This window comes from Pseudomonas sp. GB2N2 (assembly GCF_054897705.1).
The window spans coordinates 3,788,851-3,809,436 of record NZ_CM142701.1; the positions used below are offsets into that span (position 1 = coordinate 3,788,851).

The window sequence follows — 20,586 nt, forward strand, 5'->3', positions numbered from 1 at the left end:
CTGATTGAGGGATAACACCGAACCGGAATTAAGTCAGCATTATCTGGCACAAAATAGAAGCTCATTCCGAGCAGACTCTAGGTCTGTTGATGATCCATGCGCATTTTTGCGCACTCAAAGCCACTGACCCACGACTCGAATAGCATCAAGACGTCGGCGTTTCAATCATCCCGGATGGCAAGCAGGGTCTGAAGGACAGAAACCGCCTCGAAACGGTCATTCATTTCTGTTTCTCACTATGGCGAGCTAACAAGACCTGCCCATCCCAATCCGCATCTGCCACTCCTTCGGTCCGAGAGAGGAGCCGTCCACTGTCAAGACTGGCAGCGAGCGTGCTCCTCGGTGCATTCACATCGGGCTGTGTCGACGTCAATGTGACGAGAGATAGGGGATGATAAAAACGCTCCTCGACAATCGAGCCCATCCAGAGCGGTGTAGTTCGTCCGTTTGTGAGCTGAAAATCGACGACCCACAATCGAAGCACGAGGCGCGAACCGGCAGGTGCACCATCGCTATACGGTCGGACGAGGGTCAGACTGGGAAGACGACCACTTGCGAAAAGAGGAATAACTGGAAAAACGGTAGGGTCGGTCTGGGCGGTAAGCCAATTAAGGGCATTCAACGGTGTCCAGGCCGCTGAGTCGCGCCACCCGTTAAGTTGAAGGACATTTTGCAAGTCCGGCAGGCCACCGGCCCACTGGAACGTCAGTGGCTCATTCGTCTCGCCCGTGAGATCGATACGCCGCGCCGGCAGTTGCTGCCAATCCGACGCCCACCAATCAGTAGCCCTCATGCTTGGCGTCCCAACCTTGACGGCATAACGACCGCTGTCGGTCGCATGGCTACGATAGATATTGAAGCCGCCGGCAAGGATAAGCGCCGCACATCCGAGGGCGAGCAGCCCCCTTGGGTTGATGCGCTCGGCCTGCCGCCGCAAGTAGGAGAGTCCGAGCAACGCCAGCCAAGCGGACCCAAATGCCAGCCCCCCGAGCACGTCGGAAAGCCAATGCGCACCGAGGTAGAGCCGCGAGAATGCAATCAGAAATATCAGGGTTGCGGCGCCAAGAGCGACCGCGAGGCGCCATGCCGGGCGATTATCACGCGCGATGAGGATAGCGAGGAAACCGTATAGCACGACATTGATAGTGCTATGGCCACTGGGGAAGGAAAATGCACTCCACCCGGAGTAGAGAAGCTCACCGGGTCGCGCTCGATGCAATGCTACTTTGATGACAGTGTTGAGCACCGAAGCACCGCTGACTGCAACCAGCCAATAGGCTGCTGTACGCCAGGCGCGTGTCCACATGAGCCACAGCAAGACAACAATCGTGACCGCCACCACGACCTTGGTGTCGCCGAGTTCTGTAATGGCGATCATCACCGCATCACTTGGCGCTGTACGAAGATCCTGAAGCGCACGATATATCGCTCTGTCTGCGAGCAGCAACGGGTCACCGCTGACGATATCTTCAAGGACACCGAAGAAAAGCCAGGCGGCACCGACGAGAAAGACAGTTGGTAGTACGAGAGCCCGTCCTTCGGGCCGTGAAGGGTCGAGCAAGCTGCTGAGCCGCCGGCTCAACCAGGTGTCGTGGGTGCCGGCCCAACTCCGTAGCCGCGCCACTCCGACGATGAGGTACGGGATGCCGTAACGCAACGTCCAGCGCACGATTTGCAGGACTGCCCAACCCGCCCCAGCCAGAACGACCAGCAAAATCGCGAGCGGTTTTGCGGCCGCACCGAGAATACTGAACGTCGCGCCTAAGAGAACACCTGACAGGATATGGGCCACAGCCCAAGCGAACGCAGAGGCAACATTGACGATATAGAACCGACTGACCGCCATTCCCAGCATACCGGCAAGGAGCGGAATGAAGGCACGGACGCCTGGTACGAAGCGCGCGAGAAACACACTCATGGCGCCGTGACGCTCGAAAAAGGCCTCGCTACGCTGAATCAGTTCAGGGTGGTGGCTCAATGGCCAGAGGCCAAGAATTTCGCGGTGGTATCGATGCCCGAGCCAGAACGAAAGACCATCACTCGCGATTGCACCTAACGTGGCGGCGACCAGCAACGGCCAGAGCAATAAGACGCCGCTCGGCACCAAGGTGCTGAGGGCAAGGATCACGGCTGTACCGGGAACGACGGCGCCGATGATCGGGATTGACTCGGAAAGTGCCAGGAGAAACACCGCCAGATAGGTGACATGCGGATGCGCCGTCAGGAACTCGATGACCGATGAGACCAAGGACGTCATAATTGGCGGGCTGCCCATAGAGTGCCGGTGATGAGGCCACTGACGCGTGTTTCTGCAATTCCCAGCTGCAAAAACATTTTCTGCAACAAATCAAGCATAGCTACTTGCCGGTCGTGTTGGGCAGGAATCCAAAGCCAAAAGCAGCCTTTCACCGCAAAGGTCTAAAACGCATAGAACCGGTACAACGGGTGGCGCGGCTTAGCGGTCTGGACACCCTTGAAGGCCCTGAATTGGCATTCAGTACAGGCTAACCCTTCAGATCTTCCGGCATACCATTTTTCACAAGTGGTCGCCTCCGGAGTCTGACTCTTACTCGACCGAATAGTGGTGACGCACTTACCAGTTCTTTCCTCGTGCTTCGATTGTGGCCCGTCGATTACGAACGCTTTTTTATCATCCCCTGTCCCTCGTCACGTTAACGTCGACACAGCATTACGTGATTACCTCATGGAGCACACTGGTTGCTGTCTAGAAACGAAAAACCGCAAATGTCAATTGGGATAGCAAAGTCCTTTTAGTTGGCTATGTTGGACCGACCTGCTGCGATAACACTTTGCTCAAACGATGAGTTGTTCGTTCAGAACCATTTTTTCGATGGTTCGCTGTTCTTACCGCATCTTGATTAACAGTAAGAACAAAGCTGTTGTGGCAAGCAGTGCCCCCATGAGGAAAGTGCTGTCTGACCCAATGCTTTGCCAAAGCCAGCCCGCAAGAACGCTGGCGATCAGCATGCATATACCACTGACAAGATTGAACATACCGAAGGCCGTGCCCTTGAGTTCTGTGGGAGCTTTATCAGCTACCAGCGACGCAAGAATGCCTTGGCTAAATCCCATATGAAGCCCCCACAAGGCAACGCCCAGCATCAACGTAATGACAGAACTGGATTGAGCGAGCACCAGATCCGCCAGAACGAGTATCCCCATCCCTACGCAGAGCAATTTCGTGCGAGGGATGCGATCAGATAGCCAGCCGGCAGGATAAGCAGACAGCGTATAAAAAAGTGCCATTACCACCATCACGAGCGGAGTCCAAGTGATCGACAGGCCTATCTGTTGCGCTCGTAATACCAGAAAAGCCTCGCTAAAACGAGCAAGCGTAAACACCCCTCCCACTATGACGACCCACCAATACCCAGAGGAGAAGTCATGAAGGACTCTCCAATGAATTGGAGATCGAAATTTGTGTTCGCTGGCGCGGTGTATGGGCTCTTTAACTCCTGTGACAATGAGCGCCACCGCCACTGCTGCCGGAATCACGGCAAACCACAGGACAAGCTGTATATCTGCGAGCCATAACATAAGCACGATGGCCAGAGCTGGGCCAAGAACAGCCCCTACGGTGTCCATCGACTGCCTCAGCCCAAAGCAGGCGCCACGTATTTCTGGTGGCGACACATCTGCGACCAGAGCATCTCGTGGCGCCCCACGAATGCCTTTGCCAATGCGATCCAGCAATCGTGCGGTAAAGACCACTTCCACCGAATGAGCTAGAGGAAAAAGTGGTTTGCTCAGCGCGGCTAAACCATATCCAAGCAACAGCAATCCTTTGCGCCGACCGATAAAGTCGCTGATAGCGCCAGAAAACATCTTGACGAGCATGGCGGTCGACTCGGCAATACCCTCGATCACTCCGACGGCCAATGCACTCGCACCCAGTGTGGTGACCAAAAACACGGGCAGTAAACTGTGTACCAGCTCGGATGATAGATCCATGAACAGGCTGACAAAGCCAAGAGCCCAAATCGTGCGCGGAATACGAAAAGGCTCAGCTTTGGTGTCACTACTCATATTTTCATCCTGTACTCATCGGCATCAAGGAGAGACTGAGAAAGCTGTTTAGTAGTGCTTGCAAGCGAACTAAGTTCCCGCCAGCACGGCCGCTCAAACCGTCTTGAGACAAAATCAATGAAGCTGCCGTTGCCTCTGTAGCTCCCCCTTCAGCCAGGTGCTTGCTGGTTGTGCGCCTTCTGGACATCGCACCTCATAGGCGTGGCCACTCATACTGCTTTTAGTGGCAGCAAGATCGATGAAGTCTTCTGCGCTGTTCACCATGTTCTTGCCTTCGAGATAACTCAGCTTCTTCTCCAGATGCGCCCGAGCCCGGGGTCCTGGGTATTCGCTCCCGTTACGCACAAACTGACACTCACTGTGCTCGACAAAGTCCAGCAAGCCCTTTATCTCTTGAGTAGCTTGAGGTGTGGCTTGAGACTGCGCATTGGTAACGATTGCGATAACGCTGATACCAGCTGCAATCAGCAATTGGCTGATGGGGCGAGCCGCCACTATCCACATCCGCATGATTCATCCTCGTCCTGAAAAGTGGAATGAAGCATTTAGCTACAAACAACCACGAACTGCCGCTTCTAACTCAATTAACCTTAACCCATGCATCCAAGCGACCGGCGTTGCAGTTGATTGCTGGGCAGCATTGCCGTTGATTCAGGGTTGCTTACGGAAGAACAAGGTGATCTGGCCTACCTCTATCCCGAACTTGGTCATGAACGAACGATTGATCATGGTGTTCTTGTCCATAAGGTACATCCAGTCGTCTAGCTGAACCTGATACACCTTGCCATCCACCGGAAGGCTCAGTACATATTTCCAGCGCAATGTATTACCTGCCATCTCACCACGCGCCTCGCCAACCACGTCGCCAGCGGTTCCGCGCCATTGGCTAGGGCCATCGGGGGTTAACGTCCACACCCGTTTTTGCTTAGTACCATCACTGTACGTAAATGATTCGTCGAGGATCAGCCTGCTGCCTTCGGAGTGGCCATCGATCACCACGTGAAAGCGCTTGGTTACCTCGCCTGAACGCTTTTGAAAAATTCCCCAGGCTTCGACCCGGCCCTCGAAGAACTCGCGCAACTCAAGCGTCGGCGTCTCCTGGCTATAGGTGTGCACATCCACCCGGCTGCAACTCGCAAGGCCAATACAAAGCAGAATTATCCAGACCTTCAACATGTGCATTTCCTCAAAGGCCTCAGGGTTTAGCTGCGTTCAGAAATTGGGCGCGCAACTCCGGGTTGGGAGTTCGAGGGTCAAGCCAGCCAGATAGCAAAAAAGGCTTTGGCGAACGCCTCGTCCCTCACCACATGCTGTAGGTTCTCGCCGACGTAAAACGCGCGCCCTCTCCAGACTTATAGCCTCCGGTGATGCGGTCACCTACCCTGACAGTTACGATGCTCTCACTATGAGCCGAGCATCTCCACTGGATATGCGAACACATAGCCCTCATTGCGCACCGTCTTGATGTAAGTCGAACCATGTGATTCGTCCATCAAACGTTGACGCAAACGGCTCACGAGTATGTCGATGGATCTGTCGAACAGGTCGGCGTCGCGTCCTTGGGTCAGATTGAGCAATTGATCGCGACTGAGCACCCGCTGAGAGTGATCAAGAAACACACGTAGCAAACGGTACTCAGCACCGCTGAGAGTTACTACCGTGTCGTCTTCATCAAGCAAGTGACGCTCTGTTGTATCCAGGCGCCATCGACCGAATTTCAATAATCGTCCGCTTTCAGTGACGAGCAGATTTGGCGGAAGCATTCGCGTGCGTCTTAGTACAGCGTTGATACGAGCAAGCAGCTCGCGGGCGGAGAAGGGTTTGGTCAAATAATCATCCGCTCCCATTTCCAGTCCTAGAATACGGTCAGCTTCATCGGTTCGTGCTGTGAGCATCAGGATGGGCGTCGCCTTGTGCTTGCCCGAGCGTAACTCGCGACAAAGCACTAGGCCGTCGTCTCCAGGCATCATGAGATCCAGCACAATCATGTCAACCTGATGGGTTTCAAGAAAGCTGCGCATCTGTCTGCCATCGGCTACGACTGTCGCGGCCAAACCATTCTTTTTGAGATAATTGCCGACTAACTCGCGAATTTCTCGATCATCATCGACGATGAGAATATGGCTCACATGTTCCATCGCCCAGCCCTCTTACGGTTACCTCGGTGCGCATCTCAAGAAGCCAAGGAGCGATTTCCCTGCGTTTTTGTATCGCTCTGTATCTGGCGTCCAGTTGGAAAACTTCTGTCTCGTAAACGCGGCTTCACGACACATCTCAGACAACTCGGATCGATTAAATGGGCTCCATCGAGACAAGACGACTTGGCTCGAACCAACCACCCATTGATATCCGAGGAAAAAAAGATGAATTGGAAAAATCTTGTTGCTGCCAGCTTTTTCGCGATCCTGAACGTTGCCGCGCTTTCGGCTCACGCCGATACCCAGACTGCGTCGCAGAGGATTAATCACGGTATTCACCTGGACTTCAAAAAAGTTATTTCAATTGTAGATAACGACAACGGTTCGTGCGGCATCATCGACGCTCGCATGACCTACCTTGATTCCAACGACGTGCAAAAGGTGCTCGATTACCGCAAATTCGCGGAGTGTGCCAATCAAGGCAACTGAAGCCTTATCAGGCTCAGATGTTTGGAAGCACGGAAACCTAAGCGTTGCGCACCGACGGCGGCTACGGACGACCTAAGAGCTATCTGTTTATTAAACGCTGGTGAATCAATTTGAAAAATCATGTTTGAACAATGGATTCGACTACCGTCGTCTAAACATTCCAGACCCTCCAACTCTCTCGTTCGCGCGAAAGTTTTCCACGGTACTCAGCGTTGCCAGTGCGCACGCCGTGACTGCGGTGCCTGTCGGATTTCGGCGCTTATTGAAAGCTGACCACTCTGCATATGGCTAATTGAGGCATTTGGAATATATAGATGAGTCATTCACGCAACGCAATACCGCACTATAGTCAAAGCTAGAATTAAAAAATGTTAATAAATACTATTACCCTGGCAGATCCATAATCAGGAGCATGAAGGTACTTTTTTAAAATTAACTGACACTAAAAATTGTGGTTGGATGAGGAACGCAGCAAGTAGTACTGCAATCCGTTGTAGACCTAATGAAAAGTCATTACGGTGTTGTCTCGCTGGCAACGCCCCTCAATTTCACACCTTCAGAATAATTTCCTCACTTGGAGTACTTGGTGAAGACCAGATCGGTTGCGGGAGGCAGCTTTGTATGGCATGCGAAGCAGGTATTTACGAGAGTTTCACTGGGGTTAGGCTTTCCATCTTCAAATTGTCCGTAACCCCAACCTCCCGTGCTGGCATAACGTTTCGAATCTTTTACTGATATTTGAACATTCGTAGGATCGCCAGCAATGTAAGACTGTTCCCTACCGAAGACTGCGTTGTTTTGTGGGGACGAAACGTGTTGATAAGCCAGACGCGCTATGATCGCGCCATCCGGAAATGGTAGAGTCCCTTCTCTGAAAGCCCTCATAGCGATGTCATTTCCGAGAATTACGCGAATGTCTGGGACCTTGCCTTCCTCGTGGGCAAGGCTCACAAACTGCCAGTCGCGGTAGCCTGGCGGCAATGTCACACCGAATACTGGAGATCCTTCTGCATTTGAATTTTCAGTGGAGGCTGCGAGTGAGGACGCAGTAAGTTCAAACAATAGACTGATAGAACCAGCTGCCAGCGGGACGAGGAGCAATTTCCAGTTCATGATGAACGCTCTACGAGTAATCCAACGACATTGTTATAAGGTTCGGCGCTAAAGGGATGGCAGTTTCCTGCCATCCCGGCCCGCCCTTTATTTTCCGCCAAGGAACTCTTTTAAAATTTTAACGGTTTCCTCTGGTTTTTCTTCCGCAATAAAATGACCACTGTCTTCCATGTGAACGAGCTTGAGGTTCGGCACTTTCGGCTCAAGGGTGCCTTTCAACCAGTTGAATCCAGGACCACCTATAGCAAGAACGGGCATCGACAAATCGCCATACCCCTTGTGATCGACGATGTCCTGTGGGAAAGCCTGATACCAAGCATTCCCGGCACGTATCGCATCTTTTGTATTGTAGGCATTCGCGTACACCGCCCGATCTCTGGCATCTATTGCGTTTTCGTCCTTCAGCAAGTAACGGAAAAACCACTCTTGCTCAATTTGAACACGCCCAGCCAGCAGTTCTTCAGGCATCTTCTTCACTTGGTGAAAAGCGAACCACCACGCAAATGGATGATCTGCGTCTATCTTGTCTCCAAAGGTTCCTACACTAGGCAGGATGGGCCATTTGTAAAGGCCTTCGTCAGAAGGCGGCACGTCAAGCAATGTTAGTGTCTTAGTCATCTGAGGATAATTTGCCGCGATCGCATAAGCTACTTGCGCGCCGATGTCATGACCCAGCACGTCGATTTTTTCATACCCCATTTTTTTGGCCAGCTCATATACATCTTTGGACATGTTCTTTTTTTCATAGCCAGCATCGGGTTTATCCGAGGAGCCCATACCCCTAATATCAACCACAACCACGCGATGGTCTTTGGCGAGTTGCGGCATGATTTTGTGGTAAGACCACCAAGTTTCGGGCCATCCAGGAAGCAAGAAAATTGGATTACCCTTCCCTCCTGTAACATAGTGAATCTTCGTGCCGTTCACCGTCGCAAACTCACTTACGAATCCTGGCAGCGTTTCTAATAACGCGGAATCGCTTGTGTCCTTACTTGAATCTTGGCTCACGCTCCCTGCAATAGCAGCAGCCAAACTCATCGAGCTAGCTATCACCAACGCTCCAATGCAAATAGTTTTCTTCAACATATTCATGTTCATGATTATTGCCAGGTGATATTATTAATTAAACTCAGTTACTGGAAACCAATTCTCTAACAAACTCACATCTTCAAACTAGTCATCCTCGGTCGAAGGAAAGATTCCTTCAGCCGAATCGAACTCCAGTCACAGAAGAGAGCAATTCGAACAAATCCGAATCTAATCTCCCTTGCAACATAGCCAATATTGCGAAAAGTACGGAGTAGCACTACCCTCTACCTTTCGAACATATGTGCCTAGATGCAGGCAAAACTGGTTACCCTGTGCCAAATATCAACTTTAGCTTCAGTTGTTTGTCACACCTGAGCTTGACCGCCGTCGACAAACAGCTCGATCCCATTGACGAAACTGGCGTCATCCGAAGCTAAAAACAGCGCTGCGGCAGCGATCTCTTCCGCCTCGCCGACACGGCCCATCGGTATAAGCGAAGCCATATAGTCCAGCAAGCCTTGCTGCTGAGCTGCATCGGGACCAGCTAGTTCCACCAAGCCAGGTGTTCGGGTTGCGCCTGGGCTTAAGGTGTTGACGCGCACATTGCGATCTTTCAAGTCCAGGATCCAGTTGCGAGCGAACGCTCTAACCGCGGCTTTTGAGGCCGCGTATACACTGAAAGCCGGAGTACCGGAGCTTGCGGCTGTTGAACCGGTCAGAATGACAGACGCGTTTTTTGCCAATAACGGCAACGCTTTTTGCACAGTGAAAAGCACACCTTTAACGTTTCGATCAAAAGTATCGTCGTATTGCTCCTCGGTAATTCCGCCCAGAGGCAGCATCGTCCCTCCCCCTGCATTGGCGAACAGCACGTCGATTCGGCCATGCCCGGCTTTCACCTTATCAAACAGCGTATCCAGCTGGTCTAGCTTGGTTGAGTCGACTTGAACGCCGGTTGCGGTGCCCACCGCAGCCACTGCGGCATCCAGCTCGGCCTGACGACGACCGGTGATGTAAACGTGAGCACCCTCCTCAGCGAAACGTTTTGCAGTGGCTAGGCCGATGCCCGACGTACCACCCGTTACTACGGCAATTTTATTCTCTAGTTTGCGAGCCATGATGTCTTCCTGCGAAGCAGAATTTAGAGACGTTGAGCAACATTGAGTTACACAGTCAGCGTAGCAGATGGGGTATGGGTGAACAGCCAACCACTTTCAACTTTTGGTTGAAACTAAAACTACTCCGTGTCCACTAGTTCAGCGCCTGCTTTGAACTCATAGTTTTGCGATCTGTGGTGTTTCCGATTGTGATAGGCGACTTGTTTTTATGGCTAAGATTTTGGTAACGGGCGCGACCGGCAACCTCGGTGACGCAGTAATTCGTTCTTTGGTAAGCAAAATTCCAGCCTCCGATGTGGTAGCGCTTGCACGGGATGCATCCAGAGCTGAGCCTTTGAAATCGTTGGGCAAAGAAGTGCGTCAAGGTGATTATTCCAACTACGAATCCTTAGTATCCGCATTCGCTAATATTGAAAAAATTTACTTTGTTTCAGCGGTCGCTTTTACGGATCGCAGGTAGGATTGGTCAGAACAATACTCAATTTGAACCATGTTCCGCACACCACTGCTACGGGCACGAATCAGGTTTTTTTGGATGTGGAGCGGTTCTGGAAACGGTGGCGACCCATTCGGAAATAGGCACTGCCGACCTGTAATTTTCCCACACGTAGGAATGCCCAATGAAAAAGCTAATAGCAGGTCTGACTCTCGCAGTAGCAATGGCAATTGCCACCTCTATCTTGGCAGCACCCGTGAAACCGACCATTGTGCTCGTACATGGTGCATTTGCCGACTCAAGTAGCTGGAATGGGGTTGTCAAAATTCTAGAGAAAGACGGGTACACAGTGATTGCAGCATCGAACCCACTCAGGAGTCTTAAATCCGACGCGCAATCGGTAACGGATCTACTAGCGAATATCAAAACCCCGATTGTGTTGGTCGGACACTCCTACGGCGGAGCAGTAATCGGAGAAGCTGCTTCTGGAAACAGTAACGTCAAAGCGCTTGTTTTCGTGGCCGCCGTTGCGCTTGAGTCTGGTGAGTCCACAGCAGTAATGGCAGGCAAATTTCCAGGCGCCACATTAGGCCCTACCCTCGCCCCCCCCGTTACCTTGGCCGATGGCAGCAAGGATCTCTACATTCAGCAAGATAGGTTTCACGATCAGTTCGCCGCGGACGTGCCGAACGGAGACGCGAAGCTGATGGCGGCAACACAACGTCCTGTGACCGAGGCAGCACTCAATGAAGCGTCGAGTGAGCCAGCTTGGAAGACGATTCCTTCCTTTTTCGTGTATGGAGACAAAGACAAGAACATTCCTGCACAAGCGCAAGTTTTCATGGCGAAAAGGGCTAATGCTAAAGAGACAGTTTCAGTCCCCGGCGGGTCGCATGTCGTGATGGTTTCGAACCCGAAAGTAGTTGCCAAGCTTATCGAATCAGCGGCAACTGCAAAATGAAATATTCAAACGATTGAGGATGAACAGACCTGATTTGCGTTTGAAAACCGTTGAGGATAACCAGAAGGCGATCAATTTTTTGGTTCCTCAACGGTTCCACTTACTCTTCAATTTCAGTCCAGCAGCCTGTGATGCCCGCCAGCGCCTTGTGCGCCCGCTCGTAAGCTTCCGCGGCGCGGAGCACGTCTTCATTTCCCTCTGGCCCTGGGGTGGCCTTCATCGATTTAGCTTTAAGCACTAATCGGGTTTTTTTGACTGCTTCTATGTAAGGTTTCAGATGGTTGTCGTCCATGAGCATAAACAAAGTCCTCCATGAACCTAACGAAAAAATGCTTTAGGAATTTTGAATATATTTAGCTTTAGTGGTCGAGCCTATCGGACTATTTTTCCAAATTAAATACGTCTTTGAGAATGGTTTCGAGATCTTTTGGCTTGCGACCAAGGAGGTTCTCCAGCGTGCTGCTGGTTTGGTCAAAAGCGCCCTTCTCAATCGCAGCGAACAACCCGCTGATAAAGCTCGTAACCTTCGGGGACCACTCTGATTCCCTACACGAGCTTTTGAATAGCTCAGCAGAAATCGGTTGGTAATCAATTGCCCTGTGAGTTAAACGCGAAAGTGTCTGAGCGATTTCGTTGAAGGACCAAGCTTGGCCACTGTTAAGGAGGTAACAACGATTCTCATGACCTGCTTGGCTTAAAAGAACTGCGCCAGCTTCGGCAAGTTCGGTAATGCTTGCCAGCGCTACACGACCCGAGCCTGCCGGCGCACTGAAGCTCTGAATATCCGCATTGTTGCCGATAAAGCTGGGTAGCTCTTCAGCGTAAATAGGATGCCTGACGATGGTGTAGTCGATACCCCACACCTTTAGCAGATCTTCAGTTGCAATGTCAGTGTCAGTGAACACTTCAATCGTGCTCAAGTCATCATTGTCCCGCTGGATACTGTTGTAAAACACATGACGAACACCTGTTATGCGAGCCGCGTCGAAAATGTTTTTGTGTTGCGCGAAGCGATCACTGAAAGCGCTCGCCGACACCAAGTAGATTTTATCGACACCTGTAAATGCGGCTACTAATGATTCGTAATCGGTGTAGTCACCATAGCGTACATCGACCCCCAACCACTTGAGTGGGAGAGCTTTGCGAGCATCACGAGCCAGCGCAATCACATTAGACGCAGGTACTTTTTTTATCAGGGAACGCACTATTGCGCTGCCGAGTCTGCCTGTTGCGCCGGTGACCAAAATCTTTGTCATAGAGCGTCGCCTTTATGCAATCGAAACCCGCACTATGAATACAAAAGCGGCTGTAAATTAGCCCATTTTGGGTAGAATCAACTTCAACCAAAAGTTTGAGATAAACAATGGAAACGCTCGGCAATCTGGAATCGTTCGTGCGAGCTGCGGAAGCCAGCAGCTTCTCTGAAGCTGCGCGCCGCATGGGTATTTCCTCTGCGGCGGTGAGTAAAAACATAGCTCGCCTTGAGGCTAATTTGGGCACGCGTTTGTTTCAACGTAGCACTCGACGCCTGACGCTCACAGAGGCTGGCGAGGCCTTCTACCAACAAATTGCAGGCAACCTCGACAGCATCCAGGCGGCCATCGCGCAATTAGGCGAGTCGCGCATAATTCCAGCCGGTCGCTTGCGGGTCAATTTAGCGCCATCTTTCGCATACGATTACGTTCTTCCATTACTCAAGCCTTTCCTCCAAAAGTACCCGGCGATAATTCCAGACTGGCACTTGGAAATACGTCGCGTAGATTTGATCGGAGATGGTTTTGATGTGGCTATCGGTGGAGGTATGGAACTGTCTCCCGCTGTCGTTGCTCGCGAACTGGGAAAACTTCATTTGGTGGCAGTGGTTGCACCGGATTGGTTGGTCGGAAGAGAGATGCCTGTAGAGCCGTCGGATGTGCAGGGACTGGACGGAGTCGTTTCCCGCTCAACTGATACAGGAAGACTCCGCTACTGGACGATGCGTAACGCGGAGGGTGAGACATTTGAATTGAATCTCAAACCAGCAGCGATAATGAACGATCCAGAAGCTTTGTGTAGATGTGCCCTCATGGGCTTGGGGGTAGCCATGGTACCTCTGGACCGCGCTTGGCCATGGTTGCAAAGTGGCGATCTGATTCGCGTCCTGCCCGATTGGTACGTCGATCTGGGTCCTATCTCAGTCTACTATTCTGCGCGTAAATCGCTCCCGGCAAAAACACGAGTATTCATCGATTTTCTAATGGAACACTTTCAAGGACCTCTCAGCAATCGCTTCCGTGCAGACGCTGAGAAAAAGTGAGCAGCCAGTAAAGTTAATACGCACTGAATGTCACGTGCTACATAAAGTGACACGTCACCGGCAAAGCGCCACAGAGCCATTCTTTGGCGCTTCCCTCTTCGTTCATATTGGTATCAATGCGAGATTCAGATAAAGCAGACCGTGCTACCGTGCTTCTCTAGATACTGCTGCTGATCCGCGTCCGCCAGCTGGAACTAACCCAACGGCAATATCACGGTTGCGACGGTTTTGCTCAATTTCCCCGAAGCGTCCAGCCGCAGTTTCGCGCCAAGCGCCAACCGAGCTTGTTGAACTGAATTGAAAAACAAGGCCAAACGATATTTAACCCCAACATCCGCTCCTTGAAGATCTACCGATTTCGGGTAGTGCAACGTCCAGAAGTGTTGGATCAGACGAATGTAGGTGATCACCTAGCATCGAAGTCGACCTTCACCACGTCAATCCATTCTGATTCGTCTCTCGACGAACTTGCAAACCCCACGCGACTGCCGACCAGCCCGGGCAACGCCCTGTAGGACGCCTCAACCCCCCAAAAACAGCCGACGCCAAAAGTCGTCTGCTCAACACTCAACTTTTTTCGTAAATCAATCATGCGCTGAAATCCTTCAAATGTGGCCACAAGTGCGAGTGTAGTTGCGCAACATGCTTTGGCCCAATTTCGCAACATCCAACGTCAATTTTGGCTCCTGCTGCGACCCAAGACTTCTACCAGCGGAGATATGAGTCGGGACCTAGATCTCGACGTATTTCCAGAACAGTGCTGATGGCCTTTGCCTCTTTGCCAGCGGGAGGGAACTCGTTCGCATACTCCGCAAGCTCATCGGACTGGTTGAGACCCTGAATGGCATCGGACGCCTCAGTAAATGCGGCTGCTATTACTTCAGGCTGGCTGCAATTGAACACCAACGCCTTGGCGCCGAAATCGACCGCTACGCGTACCGCCTTCTCTACCGATTCGGATGATCCCATCCTCGGAGGCTTGCCCGTTTCATTAAGGAGCGTAAGCGAAACCCAAAACGGATTAAGTTCGTGCTCGGGAAGCCTTGATCAATCGCCGCTCCTTTGTATTTCTCCTTCAGCAGATTGAAGAACAAAAAAACCGAGGTCCGCTCGAAGAGTTTTCGGGGAGTTTGTATCTGTTTGTAGCTGAGGTACCGACAGACACATTTCCATGCGTATGACGAGGTAAGTGGACACATGTAGGAAACAGGTTTTGTTTCAAATGGTCCTGTCGCTTCACCCTACCTTTCTACCTACAGGAACACCCGATGAACAAGTTATTTGCAGGTCTGGCACTTAGCGCAGCAATGTTTGGTACTACCGCAGCACTGGCTGCTCCAGTTAAGCCGACGATAGTTCTGGTGCATGGCGCCTTTGCTGACTCAAGCAGCTGGAACGGCGTTGTAAAAATATTAGAAAAAGATGGCTACCCCGTCATCGCTGCTTCTAACCCGCTGCGTTCTCTCAAGGGTGACGCACAATCGGTATCGGATGTCGTGGAAGGCATTAAGACCCCAGTAGTGCTCGTTGGACATTCGTACGGGGGGCCAGTAATTAGCGAGGCGGGTTACGGCAAAACGAATGTAAAAGCACTGGTTTTCGTCGCAGCAGTAGCACCTGAAGCAGGTGAGTCTACGGCTGATTTGGCTAATCGTTTCCCTGGCAACACTCTTGGCCCTACCCTTGCGCCCCCTGTTGAATTAGCTGATGGAGGCAAGGATCTCTACATCCAACAAGACAAGTTCCATGATCAGTTCGCAGCAGACGTATCGAAAGCCGACGCCCGGCTGATGGCCGCTACGCAACGTCCAGTGACCGTGGCAGCGCTCAACGAAGCGTCGAGCGAGCCTGCATGGAAAACTATCCCATCCTGGTTCGTGTACGGTGACCAAGATAAAAATATCCCTGCGAAAGCCCAGGCATTCATGGCTGAACGGGCGCACTCCAAGCAGACCGTTGTGGTCAAAGGCGCGAGCCATGTCGTGATGGTGTCCAATCCAAAGGTGGTTGCTAGCCTGATCGAAACCGCAGCTAATGCCAAATGACGTTGATTAGCGATATCTAATTTGATTGTCGCTGATTCGTGTGACGAGCATCTGGCCTCATGGCCGGATGCTCGATTTGGAAGAGCACATCACTTCAATCAGTGATAAATGCTGTGTTGGGCAATTCGATTCTAAGTGGTGAATAAGGTGACTCACGCTTACCACAGGGTCTTGCCAAAAAATGTAAGCGTCCTATCCCAAGCCTGCTGCGCCCATATAGCGTCATATTGGGTTCCGGCAATACGGCCAGTACCTATCGCCGTTTCGTTTGCAAATGCATGGTGAGCCAAATATCGGTAAAATTTCACATCGACTCCGGCATCCCGCAATTTTTCTTCAAGCTTTTTCACCGTTTCAATATCAAAAAACACATCCTGCGTAGCCCAATGTCCGATCACCGGTACGTTGATTTTGGAACGGCTCAACGCCTCGCTAGGTGGAAATCCATCAGACGACCCCAGCCGACAATCCAGGGATTGCATTCAACGCGAGCAACGTCAAAGCGCCTCCCATGCAGTAACCGGTGACTCCCACTTTGCTCGAAAATGACTTGAGGTAGGTGACGGCTCCTTGGATATCTTGGGAAATCGCGGATTCAAAATCCAGGCTGTTCATCAGATGGCTCGCCTCTTCCTCCTCCGCGGTTTTCTTTCCTCGATAAAGATCTGGAACTAAGGCTAGGTATCCACATTCTGCCAATCTATCGGCGACATCCGTGATTTGCTTGTTAACGCCCCACCATTCCTTGGATCACCACAATTGCCGGTGCGCCTCAAGCGTCTGCGGCTCCGCTAGATAGCCCTGAACTTGCAATCCATCAGGGCGCGGATATTCAATCATTCGACCTTCGGTACGGTTTTTTTCTTTCGTGGACATATGGCCTCCCTTTATTCTGTGGGAACAAATGTTTGGTTGATCTTCGTGGTTTTTTGGCCAAACCCAGCCAGCAAGCCGGCTGCGATCAAACAAAGCACACCGGCACCTATCAACGCTCCCGCATGTCCTATCGAATCCACCATCAGGCCACCACTGAAGGCCCCCAGAGCGAGCGCAATCTGCGCCACACTGACGAACAGCGCTGCGCCACTTTCGTAAAACTGGGGGGCGGCTTGGTACATCCAAATTTGCATACACACGGGAATAGAGCCAAAAGCAAAACCCCAGACGGCTGCGAATAAGAAAGCCGGCAATACTCCGTGCACGAAGAGACCACCCAGCAAAATCGTCGTACCTAACAACGCAGCCAAACCAATGAACGCACGTCGGATACCTTTAGCTGCCGCAAACTCGGCAAAAAAATTGCCGGCAATGCCGAATAGCCCATAGGTGAATAACAAGCGCGTGACAGTTAGCTGATCCATTCCCGGAATGCCGCGCAGAAAGGGCTCAAAATAGGTGTACCCCGCGAATTGCCCAGCGAAGACAAACAAGGTCGCCAGCAGTCCAAGCCTCGCTCTAGCGACCGAAAGCAAAGAGCGCATATCGCGAATGCCAAGAGCCTGGGTGACGGGTAGCGACGGCACCAGTACAAACTGGCAGATCAATACAACGAGACCCAAGCTGGCATTAGCAAGAAATGCTTGGCGCCAACCTAGCCACTCGCCTAGCTGAGATCCTGCTGGTACTCCGAGAATCATCCCGATTGATATGCCCGCAGAAATCAACGCCGTAGCACGTGCGCCTGACTCTTCTTCGACCAATCTTCGCCCCGCGGAAACTGCGAATGTCCAGAAGCCGCCAACCGCTACACCCAGAAAAAACCGGCCCGCCAACAACGTAGTAACATCGTTTGCAAACGCCACAATCAAGTTCGACGCACAGATTAATATGGTCATACCCAACAACATCAGCCGGCGGTCCAAGCGTCCTGCCAGCAGAGTCAAACCAGGAGCAGCGAACGCCGCAACCAGCCCAGGCACGGTAACGCTCATACCTGCGACGCCTTCGGTAATGCGAAGGCTCGCAGCCATCGAGGTCAATAAACCAATCGGTAAAAACTCACTCGTGACGAGCAGGAACGTTCCCGCGGCAACAGAAAGGACAGCAAACCAAGCCTTGCTTGTGGTCGATTTGGTTTCTAGCTTTTGATCGGCGGTTGACATGGCGCAACTCGACTCGGTTCTTGGATTGAGTGTAGTTAACGCCGCCAATCCACGCGGTGAGCAGTACAAATTGGTCACAGAAACAAAGCTATAGACCGGGAAAAAATGTCCCCTTGGGACTCTCTCCGCTTGGATTCGAAAATTTTCCATAGCGAAGTGCATCAATGCACATTAACTTGAAAAATCGTTCATTACTGAATGGAACGGAGAGTAGTGGACCGAAAAACGGCCCCAGGCAACTATTCAATCAGGCCTGATGGATCGGATTCCTGCTCCCGAAAAACCGCGACTGAACTCACCTTGGGCAATATTCAGCATGAACCAACTTTTAGCTATACGTGTATTTGCGCGGGTTGTCGAAACAGGTTCATTCACCAAAGCAGCCGACACCCTGGATATGCCAAAGGCGTCGGTTAGTAAGCTCATACAGGACCTGGAAAGCTTTCTGCACGTACGGTTGCTGCAACGAACCACCCGCAGTGTCACCGTTACCGCTGATGGTGCAAGGTACTACGAACAAACTGCGCGGATAATGCGAGATATGGAGGAGATCGACGCGGGCTTCCAGAGCGCTCAATTCAATCCTCGCGGGAAAATTCACATTGATGTCGGTGGGTCCGTCGCGACCTCACTGATCATTCCAGCTTTGCCTGATTTTTTTGAGCGATACCCCGACATTGAGATCGACCTAGGGGTAAGCGATAGACACGTGGATTTGTTCAGTGAAAACTTTGACTGTGTCATTCGTGGTGGCGCCATCATGGAACAGTCACTGGCCGCGAGACCACTTGGCCAAGCTTCGTGGACGACCTGTGCAGCACCTGCGTATCTGAAGCGTTTCGGGACACCAGCCCACCCATGGGAACTGGAAAACGATCATCGCGTCATCTGTTATCACTCTGCTCAAACCAACCGAGTGATTCCTGCGATGTTTCAGCGTGGCGATGAGAAATTGGAAGTTGTCGGCCGGGGGATATTGGGGGTCAATGAGAGCAATGCGCACATCGCTGCCGGACTTGTAGGCCTAGGCGTGATCCATACATTCAGTTATGCAGTGCGGCCCTACATTGAGACAGGGAGATTAGTGCCCATCCTTGAAGACTGGCGACCAGCCCCCTATCCATTCCATGTCGCTTACCCGCCCAACCGCTATCTCAGCAATAGAGTGCGCGTGTTCATTGATTGGCTGGTAGAGCACTTTTCAACGTTGAAGTAAGCAATTTCACCTGTGTCAAAGACGTGGTATTGCCATACCCCGCTGCACGGCTGGGCGGCTGCCAACTCTGTTCAGCCACGCGAACAGATTTGGCTTCCCAGCTAACTGCGTAGCCAAAACATCTTTGAGGAACGTGGTCGCGCTAAACACCCAAGGGTATGCGGCGATGTCCGCAATTGTGTATTCCTCACCTGCCAGATACGGAGACGCGGACAGACGTTGCTCCAAAACCGTCAATAGGCGCTCAGCTTCTGAGGTAAAACGTGCACTCGCCAGTGCAGACTTTTCATTGGAAAATTTTTCAAAAAACGATAGCTGGCCGAGCATTGGCCCCAAACCACCTACCTGCCAGTTCAACCACTCCAAAGCTTTGTAACGCTCCGGACCAGCCGCACTCAGAAACTGACCATACTTTTCCGCAAGGTACGTCAGGATTGCGCCGCTCTCGAACACGGACAGATCACCGGCTTCGGAATCGACAATTGCAGGAATGCGATTATTTGGAGAAATGGCTTCAAATTCTGGAGAGAATTGCTGCCGCTGGCTCAAATTGACTGGGTGTACTTCATAAGCAATCCCCAGTTCTTCAAGCATAATCGAGATTTTACGACCGTTTGGGGTCATCCAAGTATAGAGAGAAATCATAGCGGGTTCGCCTTTTCAGAGTATGAAGACGCATAGTGGAAACACCTCGCCGATGTTTCCACTATAGCCAATGGGTTTTAGATTTGTGCAGCGCCACCATCAACAAACAGTTCAATGCCGTTGATGAAGCTGCTGTCGTCTGAGGCTAGGAACAGAGCCGCTTTAGCAACCTCTTTCGGGTCACCCAAACGACCCATTGGAACCAGCGAGGCCAGGTGAGCGTAAAGACCTTCAACGTACTCAGCAGGAACAAGGCCTTCCAACCCAGGCGTTGCAACTGGACCAGGGCTAATAGCGTTGACACGGATGTTGCGAGGCTTCAGGTCGAGGAGCCAAGAGCGGGCAAAGTTTCGGACTGCGGCTTTGCTGGCGCTGTATACGCTGAAATTTTCGGTGCCCGAGGTGGCTGTAGTAGATGCAGTGAGGATCACCGATCCGCCGTCTTTAAGCAGGGGCAACGCCTTCTGCACGGTAAAGAGCAGGCCCTTCACGTTAGTGCTGAAAATACGATCGAAATGCTCTTCAGTAATGGAACCCAGCGGCAGCATGTCACCACCACCTGCGTTGGCAAATACAACATCGAGATGCCCGGCTTTTGCCGCGATCTCTGAAAAAACGAAGTCCAGATCGGCCAGGCTAGAAACATCGCCACGGATCCCAATCGCTCTCTCGCCAATCAATGCCACAGCCGCGTCCAATTCTGCCTGGCGACGGCCGGTAATGAATACCGTCGCGCCCTGCGATGCAAACTCTTGCGCGGATGCCAGGCCGATACCGGTGGTGCCGCCAGTAACCAGTGCAACTTTACCTGCCAATTTGTCGCTCATTTGATGTCTCCGATTAGCTTCGTAGTGGTTTGATCAGCTCGATGTCTCGAACCGGTGAATCCACTTTAGGCTTACGGATTCAACAGAAAAATAGGGCAAATATGTTAAGTCTATCCATACGGAT

At 51.8% G+C, this 20,586-nt stretch carries 22 protein-coding genes and 1 pseudogene; 6 read left to right on the forward strand and 17 right to left on the reverse strand.

Annotation, left to right across the window (positions count from 1 at the left end; all coding sequences use genetic code 11):
• Positions 1 to 220: 220 nt before the first annotated feature.
• From ACYZT4_RS17500 to ACYZT4_RS17520, 5 genes are all read right to left on the reverse strand, one after another.
• Complete coding sequence (locus ACYZT4_RS17500; RefSeq protein WP_461981685.1) at positions 221 to 2,257, reverse strand: bifunctional DedA family/phosphatase PAP2 family protein; 2,037 nt, start codon at positions 2,255 to 2,257, stop codon at positions 221 to 223.
• Between the two features lie 608 nt (positions 2,258 to 2,865).
• Positions 2,866 to 4,047, reverse strand: coding sequence for an MFS transporter (locus tag ACYZT4_RS17505; protein ID WP_461981687.1), 1,182 nt, complete (start codon positions 4,045 to 4,047; stop codon positions 2,866 to 2,868).
• A gap of 114 nt (positions 4,048 to 4,161) precedes the next feature.
• Positions 4,162 to 4,557 (reverse strand): YfeK family protein, encoded by a 396-nt coding sequence (locus tag ACYZT4_RS17510; protein ID WP_461981689.1) that lies wholly within the window; start codon positions 4,555 to 4,557, stop codon positions 4,162 to 4,164.
• A gap of 141 nt (positions 4,558 to 4,698) precedes the next feature.
• Positions 4,699 to 5,223 (reverse strand): DUF3833 domain-containing protein, encoded by a 525-nt coding sequence (locus ACYZT4_RS17515; RefSeq protein ID WP_461981692.1) that lies wholly within the window; start codon positions 5,221 to 5,223, stop codon positions 4,699 to 4,701.
• 227 nt (positions 5,224 to 5,450) lie between these two features.
• Positions 5,451 to 6,185, reverse strand: a complete 735-nt coding sequence (locus tag ACYZT4_RS17520) for a response regulator (protein ID WP_461981694.1) — start codon at positions 6,183 to 6,185, stop codon at positions 5,451 to 5,453.
• A 225-nt stretch (positions 6,186 to 6,410) separates the two neighbouring features.
• Between ACYZT4_RS17520 and ACYZT4_RS17525 the strand changes: the two genes are divergently transcribed.
• Positions 6,411 to 6,674 (forward strand): DUF2790 domain-containing protein, encoded by a 264-nt coding sequence (locus ACYZT4_RS17525; protein WP_461981696.1) that lies wholly within the window; start codon positions 6,411 to 6,413, stop codon positions 6,672 to 6,674.
• 570 nt (positions 6,675 to 7,244) lie between these two features.
• On the opposite strand, the gene ACYZT4_RS17530 is transcribed toward ACYZT4_RS17525, so the two are convergent.
• The 3 genes from ACYZT4_RS17530 to ACYZT4_RS17540 form a co-directional block, all read right to left on the reverse strand.
• Entirely contained in the window at positions 7,245 to 7,787 is a 543-nt protein-coding gene (locus tag ACYZT4_RS17530) for a cytochrome P460 family protein (protein WP_461981697.1), read from the reverse strand.
• 87 nt (positions 7,788 to 7,874) lie between these two features.
• Positions 7,875 to 8,885, reverse strand: a complete 1,011-nt coding sequence (locus ACYZT4_RS17535; protein WP_461981699.1) for an alpha/beta fold hydrolase — start codon at positions 8,883 to 8,885, stop codon at positions 7,875 to 7,877.
• A gap of 296 nt (positions 8,886 to 9,181) precedes the next feature.
• On the reverse strand, positions 9,182 to 9,934 hold the full coding sequence (locus ACYZT4_RS17540; RefSeq protein ID WP_461981701.1) for an SDR family NAD(P)-dependent oxidoreductase: 753 nt from the start codon (positions 9,932 to 9,934) through the stop codon (positions 9,182 to 9,184).
• A gap of 208 nt (positions 9,935 to 10,142) precedes the next feature.
• Here ACYZT4_RS17540 and ACYZT4_RS17545 point away from each other — a divergent pair, with 208 nt between their 5' ends.
• Positions 10,143 to 10,394, forward strand: coding sequence for an NmrA family NAD(P)-binding protein (locus tag ACYZT4_RS17545; RefSeq protein ID WP_461981703.1), 252 nt, complete (start codon positions 10,143 to 10,145; stop codon positions 10,392 to 10,394).
• Positions 10,395 to 10,554: 160 nt separating this feature from the next.
• Complete coding sequence (locus tag ACYZT4_RS17550; RefSeq protein ID WP_461981705.1) at positions 10,555 to 11,331, forward strand: alpha/beta fold hydrolase; 777 nt, start codon at positions 10,555 to 10,557, stop codon at positions 11,329 to 11,331.
• A 100-nt stretch (positions 11,332 to 11,431) separates the two neighbouring features.
• Here ACYZT4_RS17550 and ACYZT4_RS17555 read toward each other — a convergent pair whose 3' ends face one another.
• Together ACYZT4_RS17555 and ACYZT4_RS17560 are read right to left on the reverse strand one after the other, a co-directional pair.
• Positions 11,432 to 11,629, reverse strand: coding sequence for a hypothetical protein (locus ACYZT4_RS17555; RefSeq protein WP_461981707.1), 198 nt, complete (start codon positions 11,627 to 11,629; stop codon positions 11,432 to 11,434).
• A gap of 82 nt (positions 11,630 to 11,711) precedes the next feature.
• Entirely contained in the window at positions 11,712 to 12,587 is an 876-nt protein-coding gene (locus tag ACYZT4_RS17560) for an NmrA family NAD(P)-binding protein (RefSeq protein WP_461981709.1), read from the reverse strand.
• A gap of 107 nt (positions 12,588 to 12,694) precedes the next feature.
• Between ACYZT4_RS17560 and ACYZT4_RS17565 the strand changes: the two genes are divergently transcribed.
• Positions 12,695 to 13,627, forward strand: coding sequence for a LysR family transcriptional regulator (locus ACYZT4_RS17565; protein ID WP_461981711.1), 933 nt, complete (start codon positions 12,695 to 12,697; stop codon positions 13,625 to 13,627).
• Positions 13,628 to 13,821: 194 nt separating this feature from the next.
• Here the strand turns inward: ACYZT4_RS17565 and ACYZT4_RS17570 are convergent, their stop codons facing one another.
• The 3 genes from ACYZT4_RS17570 to ACYZT4_RS17580 all read right to left on the reverse strand — a co-directional run bounded on the left by ACYZT4_RS17570 (position 13,822) and on the right by ACYZT4_RS17580 (position 14,596).
• Entirely contained in the window at positions 13,822 to 14,037 is a 216-nt protein-coding gene (locus ACYZT4_RS17570; RefSeq protein ID WP_461981713.1) for a peptide-methionine (S)-S-oxide reductase, read from the reverse strand.
• Entirely contained in the window at positions 14,034 to 14,219 is a 186-nt protein-coding gene (locus ACYZT4_RS17575) for a peptide-methionine (S)-S-oxide reductase (RefSeq protein WP_461981715.1), read from the reverse strand. Before ACYZT4_RS17575 ends, ACYZT4_RS17570 begins: the two co-directional genes overlap by 4 nt.
• 113 nt (positions 14,220 to 14,332) lie before the next feature.
• Positions 14,333 to 14,596: a hypothetical protein gene (locus ACYZT4_RS17580; RefSeq protein ID WP_461981717.1), complete on the reverse strand. Its 264-nt coding sequence runs from the start codon at positions 14,594 to 14,596 to the stop codon at positions 14,333 to 14,335.
• 299 nt (positions 14,597 to 14,895) lie between these two features.
• Between ACYZT4_RS17580 and ACYZT4_RS17585 the strand changes: the two genes are divergently transcribed.
• Positions 14,896 to 15,672, forward strand: coding sequence for an alpha/beta fold hydrolase (locus ACYZT4_RS17585; protein ID WP_461981718.1), 777 nt, complete (start codon positions 14,896 to 14,898; stop codon positions 15,670 to 15,672).
• A 158-nt stretch (positions 15,673 to 15,830) separates the two neighbouring features.
• Here the strand turns inward: ACYZT4_RS17585 and ACYZT4_RS17590 are convergent.
• Positions 15,831 to 16,512, reverse strand: a pseudogene (locus tag ACYZT4_RS17590) (dienelactone hydrolase family protein).
• Positions 16,513 to 16,559: 47 nt separating this feature from the next.
• Positions 16,560 to 17,774: an MFS transporter gene (locus ACYZT4_RS17595; protein ID WP_461981720.1), complete on the reverse strand. Its 1,215-nt coding sequence runs from the start codon at positions 17,772 to 17,774 to the stop codon at positions 16,560 to 16,562.
• Positions 17,775 to 18,090: 316 nt separating this feature from the next.
• Between ACYZT4_RS17595 and ACYZT4_RS17600 the strand changes: the two genes are divergently transcribed.
• Entirely contained in the window at positions 18,091 to 18,990 is a 900-nt protein-coding gene (locus ACYZT4_RS17600) for a LysR family transcriptional regulator (RefSeq protein ID WP_461981722.1), read from the forward strand.
• Between the two features lie 15 nt (positions 18,991 to 19,005).
• On the opposite strand, the gene ACYZT4_RS17605 is transcribed toward ACYZT4_RS17600, so the two are convergent.
• Together ACYZT4_RS17605 and ACYZT4_RS17610 are read right to left on the reverse strand one after the other, a co-directional pair.
• Positions 19,006 to 19,635, reverse strand: a complete 630-nt coding sequence (locus ACYZT4_RS17605) for a glutathione S-transferase family protein (RefSeq protein WP_461981724.1) — start codon at positions 19,633 to 19,635, stop codon at positions 19,006 to 19,008.
• A 77-nt stretch (positions 19,636 to 19,712) separates the two neighbouring features.
• Entirely contained in the window at positions 19,713 to 20,462 is a 750-nt protein-coding gene (locus ACYZT4_RS17610; protein ID WP_461981726.1) for an SDR family NAD(P)-dependent oxidoreductase, read from the reverse strand.
• Between the last annotated feature and the right edge of the window lie 124 nt (positions 20,463 to 20,586).